Source organism: Nocardia neocaledoniensis, assembly GCF_003182135.1.
Lineage (GTDB): Bacteria > Actinomycetota > Actinomycetes > Mycobacteriales > Mycobacteriaceae > Nocardia > Nocardia neocaledoniensis.
Map to the genome: position 1 here is coordinate 257,609 of NZ_QGTL01000004.1, position 12,609 is coordinate 270,217.

The 12,609-nt window shown below is 64.3% G+C and carries 16 protein-coding genes; 10 read left to right on the plus strand and 6 right to left on the minus strand.

Annotated features, from left to right (window positions below; genetic code table 11):
* Positions 1 to 89: 89 nt before the first annotated feature.
* The 4 genes from DFR69_RS13180 to DFR69_RS13195 are packed head-to-tail and all read left to right on the plus strand — an operon-like array spanning position 90 to position 1,604.
* Positions 90 to 551, plus strand: a complete 462-nt coding sequence (locus DFR69_RS13180) for a GyrI-like domain-containing protein (protein ID WP_110037810.1) — start codon at positions 90 to 92, stop codon at positions 549 to 551.
* A gap of 2 nt (positions 552 to 553) precedes the next feature.
* Positions 554 to 985, plus strand: coding sequence for a GyrI-like domain-containing protein (locus DFR69_RS13185; RefSeq protein WP_110037811.1), 432 nt, complete (start codon positions 554 to 556; stop codon positions 983 to 985).
* Positions 986 to 1,032: 47 nt separating this feature from the next.
* The gene (locus tag DFR69_RS13190) at positions 1,033 to 1,245 is read left to right on the plus strand and encodes a toxin-antitoxin system HicB family antitoxin (protein WP_110037812.1); all 213 of its coding nucleotides are present in this window, start codon (positions 1,033 to 1,035) and stop codon (positions 1,243 to 1,245) included.
* On the plus strand, positions 1,245 to 1,604 hold the full coding sequence (locus tag DFR69_RS13195; protein ID WP_167456257.1) for a type II toxin-antitoxin system death-on-curing family toxin: 360 nt from the start codon (positions 1,245 to 1,247) through the stop codon (positions 1,602 to 1,604). Before DFR69_RS13190 ends, DFR69_RS13195 begins: the two co-directional genes overlap by 1 nt.
* A gap of 67 nt (positions 1,605 to 1,671) precedes the next feature.
* On the opposite strand, the gene DFR69_RS13200 is transcribed toward DFR69_RS13195, so the two are convergent.
* The 4 genes from DFR69_RS13200 to DFR69_RS13215 form a co-directional block, all read right to left on the minus strand.
* Positions 1,672 to 2,781, minus strand: a complete 1,110-nt coding sequence (locus DFR69_RS13200) for an inositol-3-phosphate synthase (protein ID WP_110037814.1) — start codon at positions 2,779 to 2,781, stop codon at positions 1,672 to 1,674.
* Positions 2,774 to 3,331 carry a PadR family transcriptional regulator gene (locus tag DFR69_RS13205; RefSeq protein WP_110037815.1) on the minus strand — a complete coding sequence of 186 codons (558 nt, stop codon included), beginning with the start codon at positions 3,329 to 3,331 and terminating at the stop codon, positions 2,774 to 2,776. The genes DFR69_RS13200 and DFR69_RS13205 overlap by 8 nt, the downstream gene beginning before the upstream one ends.
* A gap of 285 nt (positions 3,332 to 3,616) precedes the next feature.
* Positions 3,617 to 4,084 (minus strand): NUDIX domain-containing protein, encoded by a 468-nt coding sequence (locus tag DFR69_RS13210; RefSeq protein WP_110037816.1) that lies wholly within the window; start codon positions 4,082 to 4,084, stop codon positions 3,617 to 3,619.
* Positions 4,068 to 4,811: a helix-turn-helix domain-containing protein gene (locus tag DFR69_RS13215; protein ID WP_110037817.1), complete on the minus strand. Its 744-nt coding sequence runs from the start codon at positions 4,809 to 4,811 to the stop codon at positions 4,068 to 4,070. Before DFR69_RS13215 ends, DFR69_RS13210 begins: the two co-directional genes overlap by 17 nt.
* A gap of 176 nt (positions 4,812 to 4,987) precedes the next feature.
* Here DFR69_RS13215 and DFR69_RS13220 point away from each other — a divergent pair, with 176 nt between their 5' ends.
* The 6 genes from DFR69_RS13220 (at position 4,988) to DFR69_RS33975 (ending at position 10,570) form a co-directional block, all read left to right on the plus strand.
* Complete coding sequence (locus DFR69_RS13220; protein ID WP_110037818.1) at positions 4,988 to 5,275, plus strand: hypothetical protein; 288 nt, start codon at positions 4,988 to 4,990, stop codon at positions 5,273 to 5,275.
* Positions 5,262 to 5,681 carry a hypothetical protein gene (locus tag DFR69_RS34835; RefSeq protein ID WP_208643966.1) on the plus strand — a complete coding sequence of 140 codons (420 nt, stop codon included), beginning with the start codon at positions 5,262 to 5,264 and terminating at the stop codon, positions 5,679 to 5,681. The genes DFR69_RS13220 and DFR69_RS34835 overlap by 14 nt, the downstream gene beginning before the upstream one ends.
* A 586-nt stretch (positions 5,682 to 6,267) precedes the next feature.
* Positions 6,268 to 8,742: a hypothetical protein gene (locus DFR69_RS33960; RefSeq protein ID WP_146229277.1), complete on the plus strand. Its 2,475-nt coding sequence runs from the start codon at positions 6,268 to 6,270 to the stop codon at positions 8,740 to 8,742.
* A 32-nt stretch (positions 8,743 to 8,774) separates the two neighbouring features.
* Positions 8,775 to 9,227, plus strand: a complete 453-nt coding sequence (locus tag DFR69_RS33965; RefSeq protein ID WP_146229278.1) for a hypothetical protein — start codon at positions 8,775 to 8,777, stop codon at positions 9,225 to 9,227.
* A 346-nt stretch (positions 9,228 to 9,573) separates the two neighbouring features.
* Positions 9,574 to 10,083: a hypothetical protein gene (locus DFR69_RS33970; protein WP_146229279.1), complete on the plus strand. Its 510-nt coding sequence runs from the start codon at positions 9,574 to 9,576 to the stop codon at positions 10,081 to 10,083.
* A gap of 13 nt (positions 10,084 to 10,096) precedes the next feature.
* Positions 10,097 to 10,570, plus strand: a complete 474-nt coding sequence (locus tag DFR69_RS33975; RefSeq protein WP_146229280.1) for a hypothetical protein — start codon at positions 10,097 to 10,099, stop codon at positions 10,568 to 10,570.
* Between the two features lie 85 nt (positions 10,571 to 10,655).
* Here DFR69_RS33975 and DFR69_RS13230 read toward each other — a convergent pair whose 3' ends face one another.
* On the minus strand, positions 10,656 to 11,447 hold the full coding sequence (locus DFR69_RS13230) for a DUF1707 SHOCT-like domain-containing protein (protein ID WP_110037820.1): 792 nt from the start codon (positions 11,445 to 11,447) through the stop codon (positions 10,656 to 10,658).
* 7 nt (positions 11,448 to 11,454) lie between these two features.
* Complete coding sequence (locus DFR69_RS13235) at positions 11,455 to 12,528, minus strand: DUF1707 SHOCT-like domain-containing protein (protein ID WP_110037821.1); 1,074 nt, start codon at positions 12,526 to 12,528, stop codon at positions 11,455 to 11,457.
* Positions 12,529 to 12,609: the final 81 nt, after the last annotated feature.

Genomic DNA, 12,609 nt, shown 5'->3' on the forward strand with positions numbered 1-12,609 from the left:
GTCGAGGAGTCCCGGCGCGAAACCTGTCATATCGATGCGGGAAGATATGCGCTCGAGCGACGACGAGACTAGACATAGGGGCTACGCAGGTGGATTTCAATGTCGTTGACCGTCCCGAGACGCTGATCGCGGGCACAGTGCTCCGCAGTCCGGCGCTCGCCGTGGAGGGGCCACGCCGTGCCAAGGTGGTGGAGGCGTGGCAGCACCTGCTGGCGAGACCCTCGTTACCGGGACCGATCGCGACGGGATACGTCGATTTCGCGACGGAGATCAACTCCTACCTGACCCACATCGTCGGATACGAGTGCAAGACCCTCGCCGATCTCGCGGTCGGTGACGTCCTCGCGCGCATCCCGGCGGGCCGCTACGCCCGATTCACCGCCACCGGCGAGAACCGTGGCGACACCATCGTCGGCCTGTGGCGCCAGATCTGGGACGCCGAGGCCGCCGGGGAGTTCGAACGCGCCTACGCGGGCGACTACGAGCAGTACCCGGACGACCGCACGGTGGAGATCTTCGTTTCGCTGATCGACGAGAAGGGGGGCGAGTAGCCATGACTGTCGATTTCGAGATCGTGACTCTCGACGACGGGCTGATCGCGGGACTCACCGTCCCGTTGGCCGGTCGCGAGGTGACAGCGCACGACCTCGACCTGGTGAACTTCACCTGGGACCGCTACCTGGCCAGGGAGAAGACGGTGCCGCGCGCCGCGGCCTACATCGGGCAGAACGACCACGCGGTCGCGGTGCTCGGCTACGAGGTATCCGGCCTGGACGACATCGACTCCGGCGACGTGCTCACCCGCATCCCCGCGGGCCGCTACGCCAAGTTCGTCGTCTCCGACAAGCCCTACGACCTGCTGCGCACCGCGTGGGCCCAGGTGATCAAGGCCGAGAACGCCGGCACCATCACCCGCTCGCACACCGCCGAACTGGAGCGCTACACCGGCCCGACCAGCGTCGAGGTCTATGTCTCGCTCGACTGAGATCCACGAAAAAAGTCGGACCCACCAAGTGGTGCTAGATTGGTGCTATGCCGAATCTGAATCTGCGGTTGCCCGACGACCTTCACGGCGCTGCCACCGCCGAGGCCGAGGCAGCGCACACGTCGCTCAACAGTGTGATTTGTGATGCCCTGCGGGAGTGGGTGGCCGTGCGCGCACTGAGCCGCAGAGAAGATGCGATTCTCGATCAGGTGATGCAGGAGGACGCCGCACTCCTCGCCCTGATCCGAGAGTCCGAGTAGTGCGGCCCGAAGCCCTCATCAAGTGCAATCAGCGAGTCACCGAGGGCAAGGGCGCGATCAGGGATCTGGGTCTGGCAGCCGCGGCCGCCACCCGACCCGATCAGATCGCGCTCGGTCGCGAGGCCTACCCGACACCGGAACTGAAGGCGGCAGCGGTCTTTCAGTCGGTCATCCGTGACCAGCCGTTCACCGAGGGCAACAAGATGACGGCGTGGGTTGCCGTCCGGCTCCTCCTCAATTGCTACGGTCTGGTCCCCACCATCGAACCCGCCGCAGTCGTCACACTGATCGACACGATCGCTACGGAACGAACCGAGGTGGCTTGGATCGCGGACCAGCTTCTGGTCCGTCCCCGCTGAACGGACGTACCACCCGAAAGAGCCGGTGCGCACGAAAGTTCGTGCGCACCGGCTCTTTTCGCTGCTCTTACTCCGCGCCGATGATGAACGCCTCGAGCTGGGTGCGCGCGACGTCGTCGGCGATCTGCTCCGGCGGGGACTTCATCAGGTAGGCCGAGGCCGGGATGACGGGGCCGCCGATGCCGCGGTCCTTGGCGATCTTGGCCGCGCGGACGGCGTCGATGATGATGCCCGCCGAGTTCGGCGAGTCCCACACCTCGAGCTTGTACTCCAGGTTCAGCGGGGCGTCACCGAAGGCACGGCCCTCGAGGCGCACGTAGGCCCACTTGCGGTCGTCGAGCCACTCCACGTAGTCCGAGGGGCCGATGTGGACGTTGCGGTCGTGCACCTTGCCCGCCAGCGAACCGGTGAGGTTCGAGGTGACGGCCTGGGTCTTGGAGACCTTCTTCGACTCCAGCCGGTCGCGCTCGAGCATATTCTTGAAGTCCATGTTGCCGCCGACGTTGAGCTGGTAGGTGCGGTCGAGCACCACGCCGCGGTCCTCGAACAGCTTGGCCATCACGCGGTGGGTGATGGTCGCGCCGACCTGGGACTTGATGTCGTCACCGACGATCGGAACACCGGCGTCGGTGAACTTCTTGGCCCACTCCGGGTCGGAGGCGATGAACACCGGCAGCGCGTTGACGAAGGCGACGTTCGCGTCGATGGCGCACTGGGCGTAGAACTTGTCGGCCTCTTCGGAGCCGACCGGCAGGTAGGAGACCAGGACGTCGACCTGGGCGTCCTTGAGCGCCTTGACCACGTCGACCGCGGGCGCCTCGGACTGCTCGATGGTCTGGGCGTAGTACTTGCCGATGCCGTCGAGGGTCGGGCCACGCAGGACCGTCACGTCGGTGGGCGGCACGTCGGAGATCTTGATCGTGTTGTTCTCGCTGGCGAAGATCGCCTCGGCCAGGTCGAAGCCGACCTTCTTGGCGTCGACATCGAACGCGGCGACGAACTTCACGTCCTTGACGTGATAGGGACCGAACTTGACGTGCATGAGGCCGGGAACCGTGGAGTTCTCATCGGCATCCTTGTAGTACTGCACGCCCTGCACCAGCGACGATGCGCAGTTGCCCACACCGACGATCGCGACGCGAACCTCGCCGGACCCAACCTTGTTGACATCACTCATGGCCGCTCTTTCCCTCTTTCTGTGGTGCCGCCTTCGTCGATTGCTCCGCCGCAATCAACTCGTTGAGCCAGCGCACTTCGCGCTCGCTTGATTCCAATCCGAGCTGGTGGAGCTGGCGGGTGTAGCGATCCAGCGAGCCGCTGGCCTTCTTGATCGCTTCGCGCAGCCCTTCTCGGCGCTCCTCGACCTGGCGCCGCCTGCCCTCCAGGATCCGCATCCTCGCCTCGGCGGGGGTGCGGCTGAAGAAGGCGAGGTGAACGCCGAAGCCGTCATCGGTGTAGTTCTGCGGACCGGTGTCGGCGAGGAGTTCGTTGAACCGTTCCCGCCCGACCGGCGTGAGCCGGTAGACGCGGCGCGCACGGCGCGCGGTCGCGCCCTCCGGAATCTCCTCCGCGATCAACCCGTCGGTCTGCATCCTGCGCAGCGTCGGGTAGAGCGAACCGTAGGAGAAGGCCCGGAACGCACCGAGCAGGCCCGTCAGCCGCTTGCGCAGCTCGTAACCGTGCATGGGCGCGTCGAGGAGCAGGCCGAGAATCGCCAATTCGAGCACCGCGACCTCACTCCCTGACTGTGTCGGCCCGACAGACCGAATGGACCTAACCGATGGATGCGACTTCCCACTATATCGGAGCGATACATCAGGTGGCTAGGCGCGGGCATTTTCCCTGCGATGGGGCGTGACGCTCATCCGCTAGCCGACGGCGATCTCGGCGGCCGAACACACAACAGGCCGCCCGGAACACGCCGGACGGCTTGCTTCACGCTCTCTACGTCAGCCGAGGTAGGGCGCGGGCGGGTCTGTGCGCTAGGAGGGGCATTGTGGGCAGTCGACCGACTACCCCAACCAAGTCCGGCCCGCTAAGTGGTGCGCGATTCGCAGCCGCATCGTGTCGTGCATCGGCATCGCATCGAGGTCGTTGGGATCAATCCATTCCACTGCGGTGGACTCATTCGAGACAGCGAGGCGGCCGCCGGTCACCGCGGCGTAGAAGGTGATGTTGAACTCCTGGCGGACCTCGCCATCGGCGTAGGCGATGACGTGGGCCGGGTCGGTGTAGATGCCGAGCAGTCCGGTGATCGTCACCTCCAGACCGGTTTCCTCGCGGGTCTCGCGGACCACGCACTGTTCCAGGGTTTCACCGAGATTCATGGTCCCGCCGGGGAATGACCAGTTGCCCGAGTCGGCCCGACGTTGCAGCAGAATTCGCCCGGCATCGTCAACCACAAGCGCGGAACCGCCGGGCACCAGCGAGTTCGGTTGTGGTGCGGCCGGATCGCGGTAGTAGTCAGTCCTGCGGCCCATAGCGACTCACCGTCCCCCAAATCTGTTCGAACTGGTCGGCGTAGGACTCGAATATGCCGTGCGCCGATAGGCGGCGCAGCAGCAGCGCGGGATGCTGGTATCCACGCGCGCGCACCAAGTACGGAGTAACCAGCATCATGTCGTCGAACCGGAACACCGAGTTGTAGAGATGTGTGCGGTGCAGCCCGACCGTACATCCGGGCGTCGAGGCCAGCGGCCCGAGCATCGAGAGCGCGTTGCGGATGCGACCTGGGAGGGTGCCTTGCATCTGTTCGAGTTGGTCGCGTTCGGCGGCATGGGCGCATTCAGGGTCGGCGAACGCCAGCCGGGCTGTTGCGCCGGCAGTGCATTTCTTGGCAATGATCTCGGCGGCGTTGGGCAGGAGTTCGAACACGAACGGGTAGGCGTAGCCCACGAGGTCGATCTGCTGGGAAGCGTTGAGCAACAGCCCGGTCCACACGTCGTTGGGGATGTCCGCACGGTGTGCGTAGGCGGCGAGCACTTCCGATGTTGCCGGACTACCTGCGGCCATGTCGGGCCTGGCTTGCGGCCACAGGCTGTCCTCGGTCTCGCCGAGCGCTTCCGCGACCGCGATCCGGCTCCGCCGGTGCGGAACCCGGCCCGACAACCACCGAGAGACCGTTTTCGCGTCAACGCCGACCGTAGCGGCGAGACCAGCTGAGTCGAGCCCAGCTCGCAGCATCGCCGATTCCAACCGCTGCGCCATGTCCGAACGATACGGGACGTTTACGGGACATATCAGACGTTCCCGGATGTCCACAGAAACGTCCTCGCGACTGTTCCACCGTCCCGGTCTTCGGCGCGAATCTGTGTGTCGGCCGCGCCGCCGGGTCGACCATGAATCCCCGGCGGCGGGGCAGCCACCGACGAGGGGAGTTCACGATGTGGAGAAAGAAGCCCAAACGTAGCGAGCTGACGGTTGACGCCATCGTTGCGCGGATCGCCGGCGAGGACACCCGCGAAGCCATCGCTCGCGACGACGAGCAGACCGGCCGGACCACGGTGATAGTGCACTCTGCACCGGAGAAGCGATTCACGCTAGACCAGGCGCACCGGATGATGCAGGTACACCGGGAATGCGACCGCACCATCTGCCCGCGCAAGATGGCCGCCGTCAACGTGCTCGTCGGTGCGGGCGTGATGCGGTTGGACCGTCGTGCCGGGTACTGAACTCGACCGCGCCCGCCACGCCGTCACCGAGGCGATGCGCGAAGCACACGCCGCCTCGCGCATCGTCGGCGCCCACACACGCCAGGTGGCGGGCTGGCTGCACCGCGAGGACGGATCGTGGGCGCCAGTCGATGACCGCGGCAAGGTCGGGCCTGTGTTCGCCGTCGGCCCGGTCGACGAGGGCCAGAACGACGGCGACGTACTCACAGACGCCGCTGCCGCACTCGGCACACTCGGTGAGCCCGTGGTCATCGACGTTGATCCACTGTATTCGCCTGCACTACAACGTCTTCTAGAGGTCGGGGCGCATCGCCCGCGACAGCGGCGCTACTACCGTCGACGTCGAGCAAGCACTCACGGGACCCCGGCGGGAGGTGAGGAATCGCCCGGCGGCCCAATGCAGTAGTGAAACGAGCTCCGCCCGCGCGAAATGTTGATTCTCCGCGAAGGCAGGAGCGGGTGTGCTTACGCCGCAGCAATATTCGGAGGTTTCAGGTCCGGTATCCGGACGCATTCATCCCTGAGCAGGGGAAACATGCCCAACCATTGACCAACGCCGCAACTTGATCTTAAATTGACCAGTCGGGCTGCGCTGTGCCCAATTCTCCTGCCCCTCAACTTTTCTCGACGGTCGGGGATTTGTCTTCCTCCGGTTGCAGTGGTGCAGCTGGTGGCATGCGCGGTTCGGCCCTTGCAGAGGCCTCCTCTTGAACCGGCTATCGAGCCGGTGCAGTCGACGGAAGTAGCCCTGCGCCGACACCAGGGAATCGGATCCATCGCCGACCGCGAACTCGCAGCGCTGCTGCTTCGATCCTGAGCCCCTGGCAATCGCAACGTTCACAGCACTAAGCCCCGGCCGATCGGCCGGGGCTTTTTCGTGCCTGCATCCAGGAGGATCCCGTGTCCGAAACGGACCACCTCAGCCCCCATCTCGACCACCACGCCACCGCTGCGCAGCACTACCGATGCCGTCTCACCGCACAGGCCGCGCGGTGACGACACCGGACTGGGCAACCCGGGGCATCGAGTGGCGCGACTCGCTGACACCGGCAACAGCGGACAGCCCCACACCCAGCGATCGGGAGCCGCGCGTATTCAACATCTCGGTGTCATCCCCAGCTGATGCAGCCAGGCAAATGAACCGGATCTACAACAGCCGCAGGCTCTTCGACAATGCCCGGCAATCACCCGTGCAGGCCGATCCCATCGACGCCCCACTCGATACCCCCACCGGCGGAGAGAAGGGCGCGAACAAGGCCGCGACGCCGAAGGTCGCCGTCCCCAAAGGCGCCGACACGCCACCGCCTCCGGCGACTGTGCCATCGACACCGGCCTCCACCCCCGACGCTCCGCCCCCGGCAACCAGCGAACCCACGACCGGTGCACCGATGGTCCTGCAGCAGCTCGGCGTTCTCCCAGGTGGGACAGAACCGGTGACGGTGCCGAACTACCCGGCCGTCGCCCCGGATTCAGAGCTTCCCGTTGTGGTGGCAACAGCACTGCCGGAAGGCAGCTCGATACAGCAGACATCCACTGCAGCGAACGGTGTCCGCGTCACGGAAACAACCGTGACGACGCCCGGGCTGGCGCCAGTCACGACGACCAAGATCACCGAAGAACCGGTGGTCGCTGCCACCGTGGAATGCACCGTGCCGGTCCCGCTCGCGCAGCCCGGGGTCCTGCCACCATCGATCACCAACCCACAAACAATCTTCCAAACAGGCTCGAACTACTCCCGCGAGCAACTCGAGGCCGACCTGAAGGCCTTCGAAGCGGGGCAACTCGTGTGGGTAGGCCCGAACGGTCCGACCGCCTACGACGTAGCCCGAGCACGGCTGACCGCGGCCATGTACACACCGGGCGAACAGTTCAACGATCTGGTCTGGGCCAATCATGTCCCCCGCAACCAGGCGGAGATAGAAGAACGATTCGCCGCAGTCACCCGCCTCAACCAGGCCGGGATCCCGTGGCTGGATCCGGCCATCGCCGCATGGGTCACCGACCAGCAGCAGATCACCGTTGCCGAGGACCCATACAGCACCGTCGACAACACCCGCCCGTCGATGTACAGCCCGGCCGAGCTCCGCAGGCAAGCGCTCGAAGCAAGCCGCACCGAACTCACCGCCGGCGACCTGAAACAAGGGCTCAATGGCTTCCTGGTCGGTGCGACCGTGGGACCGGCGCTCATCCTGTGGGACGCCGCCCACGACCGTGGCGACTACAGCGGCGCGGAAATCGCGTGGGCAGCGGCCGAACTCGGCATCAACACCGCCTCGATCATCCCCGGTCTGGTCACCCTGACCGGGGCAGCGGCAAAAGCCGGCCTCCGCAGAATAGCCCCCAAGACCTGGGAAGCCCTTGCTGCGGCCGACAACGCTGTCGACGCGGTACGAATCGGCAGAACCACACAGCAACGCGAACTCACCGACGCTGTCGACAACTATCGGCAGCGAACCGTCCACGAGGATGGGCTGCCTGGAACACCAAGCACGTCCCCGGCATCACGGCCCGAAGGTTCGCATTCGCCTGACGCACACGCAGAAACAGCAGGGTGGCCATCGGAAGTTCCGTCACCGGTTAGCGGAAGGACTGAACGCCCCACTGATCCTGGACCTCAGGCCGAACGCACCAGCACTGATATTCCCTCGGATGCGCCACACGCCGATATCTCAACCCGTGCGGAGGTGAGAACTCCCGGAACGGGCCTGCACCGAGGCGGTCTATCGGGCATCGACGAGAATGGTTGGCAGAGCGTGTTTCCGAGCCTGTCAGGTCCGCGACTCGATCACGCCGTGGAGCGGCTCCGACTCGAGGTTATGAATCGGAATGATATCGATCGTATCCGCCAGTCGGCTCGGTCAGCTGGCTTCGATATCGATGCCAGTGTATTGCGGGAAATCAAGCATTATAACTTCAACAGCCGAGGGTTACAGTTCAGCACCGAGAACTACAATGCATGGACCAGATTGGGAAACGGATCGGCCACCGTCGGCGATGTTCGCTACATCGTGCACGAGGCATCGGAGGTCAAAGCGCTGCAGAAGCACCAACAGCAAACCGGATTCGACTACATGGGTGCTGAATGGGATCGCATGTCCCCCGCGCAGCGAAAAGGCTGGGAAGCCACTTTTGACGAGGCATACACCGCCGCACACTCACAAGCACTGGCCGAAGAGTATCGGTTCCTCACCGATACCATCAACGATGTGACCAACGGAAACATTCGCATGAGACCAGAAGTCGCTGCTTCAATTGACAGGCGCCCTGAGGCTCGAGAGCGTATGTTTGTCGGCGAAGTGCCGCTGGGGCAGAGCGCGCAGTTCGCAGCGTGGAAGATGGCGGGGAGCCAGTTGGTGACGCTGACAGGCTCCGGAGCAAGCAGGCTCGGCCTGCCGCGCGGTACTCAACTCAGCCAGAGCGAACTTCTACAGCGCGTCAAGTTCCTCCGGGTTGGCAGCTGGAGATAGAAATATCATCCTTGGAGTGGAAGTAATCAGAAATGAACGTAAGCAATTCGCAAGAGCAACGAGACGAGGAGTTTAACTACTTTGTCGATGCATTCAATGGGTCGAAACATGATACAGTCATTGCCCTGCGAACACTCAAGAAGTCGCCATATCCCGAAGTCCGGATAATCCCATATATCGAAGCTGCGCTCGACGACAGGTCACCGTGCGTAACGGGCATCCCGTACCGATACGGTGAGGTCAGGTGGCTAGCCGCCGGAGCACTCCGACGAGTATATGATGCTCTAGAAATTCGTGAAACTATTGTGCTGCGAGATGTTCCGATGACACAATCGAGCGATCAACTCGGTGAGCTCGTGTGGGAACTTGGCATGCATGATGAATGGATTCATCTTGACTCCGAGGAACTCTATGTAAGACTTCGGGACATGGGTAAGCTGCCCGTCCACGATATGGTGCTCGAGTGGGCGAATGTGGACGGTTGAGTCCGACTGCAGACGACCGGACGTCGGCAGTCGAGGAGGTCGCCGATCCGACGCCCGGCCGTACGATTTGGGGTGGATCAGCCGACGACTTCCTCCGAGGTTCGCAAGATAGGAGCTTGCAGCGGTCGAACCAGTTTAGACGGGTGCGGATGTGCCTGCACTAGTGCCGTACACGGCGATTGGTTCGACAGTATGCCCAAGGTCCGATAAATGAGGGCAAGGGCGATGAGTTGATGAAGTTGGATCTGCTCATCGACAGGCTGTATCCACCGGGAGATGACGGGGAGCCTTTGGGCGAGTAGACCTCTTCGGGCGGGCTCAGGCAGGCGATGGCTCCACGGACGATGTGTGTCCACAACGCGCGTTCGGTCAGCTGGCCGTCGGCCAGGGCGGCGTCGAGCAGGGCGCACACGTCGGCGCGGTCGGCCCGGGTCCACGGCTCGATCATACGGTGGAGCGGCTGCGACAAGAAGTGATCAATCGGAATGACATCGATCGAATCCGACGGTCGATGCGCGCGGGTGGTGTCGATATTGACACCAGAACGCTGCAGGAGATCAAGGAGTACAACTTCAACAGTCGCGGCCTGCAGTTCAGCCCCGAGAACTACAATGCGTGGACACGTCTCGGAAATGGAAACGCCACTATTGGTGACGTTCGCTACCTAGTGCACGAGGCATCTGAGGTGAAAGCATTAAAGGCATTCGAGCGACAAACTGGGTTCGACTTCATGGGCAGACGATGGGATGGAATGTCCGACCAAACGAATTTCAATGGAGCGTACACTACGGCGCACTCACACCAGAGCGAGCTCTTGCAGCGTGTCAAATTCCTTCGAGTTGATAGCTGGAGATAGGAATAAATCACCAATGGATATGGAAGTAGAGGAAATGGCAACGAATGATTCAAAAGCGCAACGAGATGAGGATTTCAAGTATCTTGCCGAAACTTTCGATGGCTTCACAGACGATGTCTCCATAACGCTGCGAACGCTAAAGAAATCAACGAATCCAGATGCACGCTTGATTCCATACGTCAAGGCCCTACTCGACAACAGGACACCGTGCAAGACACAGATTCCGTATCGGTACGGCGAAATCAGGTGGCTTGCCGCCGGAACGCTCCGGCGAATTTATGATGCCGTCGGGATTCGTGAAACTATCGTACTGCGAAATGTTCCGGTGACTCAATCGGGTGATCAACTCGATGAATTATCGTGGGAATCGGGCAACAATGAAGTGTGGTTACACCTCAGTTTCGAGGAGCGCTTCAAAAGGCTCCGGGACATGGGGAAGCTGCCCGTCCGCGATGTGGTGCTCGAGTGGGCGAATACGGACGGTTGAGCCCGACTGAAGGTAGTCCAAATGCGCGGGATAAGAACTGGCACCGGGGCGCGGCCGAGTGTGGACGGGTGCGGATGGGCCTGGGCTAGGCGGGGTGCACCGCGATCGGTTCGCCGTCGAGGCGGATCTTCAGGTATCCGCTCACCTCGGCCTCGTTCTTGACGTAGATGTTGATCTCGGGCTCGGCGTCCTTGCCGCCGCCGGGCTCGAAGCGCAGGATCACGTGCGAGACCCAGCCGCCGGGCACCTTCGTGGTCACCGGGGCGCCGGACATGAGCCGGGCGTAGCGGGCGATGTCGACGGCCGCTAGGTCGAAGGACTTCGTGTCGGGCGTGCGCGAACCCTGCGAACCCCACGCCTTGAACGAACCCCGATAGATCTGGTCGTCCTGCTTGCCTGGCTTGTCGGACTTGCGTTCGACGACGACGTAGTCGGGGTAGAGAGTCACCTCGTCGACCTCGGTAGAACCGTACTTCGCGCGGTAGTCGGCCAGGAAGTACGCGAAACCGTTGCCGGTGGTGAGGTCGGGCAGCGGGTCGTCGAGCACCGCGTCGCCCACCGTGCGGCCGAGCAGCCCGGCGCCCGCGCCGAGCAGACCGGCGAGCACGATCGCGCCCGCCGGGATCCACCAGCGCCGGGGCATCCGGGGGACGCCGCGCGCGACCGGGGTGGCGGCGAGGCTGCCGGGGATCTGCAGGTCGTCGACGAGGCGGTCGAGCGCGCCGAAGGTCTCGGCCTGCATGGCGGTCGCGGTGCGCTTCTCGTGCTCGCGTTCGGTCAGCTGGCCGTCGGCCAGGGCCGCGTCGAGCAGGGCGCACACGTCGGCGCGGTCGGCGTCGCGGGCCCGCAGGTTCTTCGCGGGGGACGGGGTCTTCATCGCCGGGTCATCCTTTGTACGGGTAGGTCTGCAGCACTTCGCCCGTGAGCGCGAGGGTCATGTGCCCCGACTGGGCGACCTCGTTGCGCACGAAGATCGTGATGGCGGGTCTGCCGACCCAGCTGTCGTTCGCGATCCGGAAGTGGGTGACCACCCCGTCGCGCACCAGCAGGGTGGCCGCCGCGGTGGTCAGCGCCGCGCCGAGCGCGTCGGCGTCGATCTGGGCGAGGTCGATCTCGACGGTCTCGCGTTGACGGGTGCTGACCTGCCCGTTCGAGCGGTCGAAGCCGCCACGGTAGGTCCAGTCGGCGGTCCAGTCGGCGTCGGGCGCCGCGCGGCGCACCGCCGAGGCGTGTTCCTCGTGCAGGACCGCCTCGTCGACGCGGGTGTCGCCGAACTTGGTGCGGTAGTCGTCGCGGAACTGGACGAAGCCGGCCTGGGTGGTCAGCTTCGGCGTCTGGATCACCAGGGGCGCCGCCGCGTTGTAGTTGACGGCGGCGGCCTCCCTGGCCGCCGGTGACGGTTTGTCGTCGCGGACCGTCCACACGAAGCCACCGATCGCGAAGACGACCGCCGCCGCCACGGTGGCGATGCGGAAGGTGTTGCGGGCCTTCGGTTTCGTCGGCGCCACCGGTCGCTGCTGCAACTCCGCGACCAGAGTGGACAGATCGCCGAGGGTGCGGGCCTGCTCGGCCAGCTCGGTGGACGCCGAATGCTCCTCGGCGTCGAGCTGACCGTCGGCGCGGGCGGCGTCGAGAGCCGCCACGGTGCGGGCGCGATCCGCGTCGCGGGCGCGGGTCCGCGCCGGGTATTCGCCGGAGTGCCTGCGGCCGAAGCGTTTCCGTTCGGTCGACGCTTGTTCACCGAAAACCGCAGGTGATTGCAGGTCCGCGGTGAGCGCCGCCAGTTCGCCGAGCGTCCGCGCGGTCCCTGCTCGCGCTGACCTGTCGTGGTACTCGTCGGCGCCGAGCTGGCCCTCTGCGTAGGCCGCGTCAAGCACGGTCGACACCTGCGCGCGATCGATATCACGCGCCCTCGTCACGGAATCGGCGGCTCTGCGAGCCTGCCCGGAATCAGCCATCGTTACGGCTCGCCTCACCTGCGGAAACACCCGGGCCGACCCCGGTATCGGGAGTTTACGGCGAGAGCACCGAAGACGCGG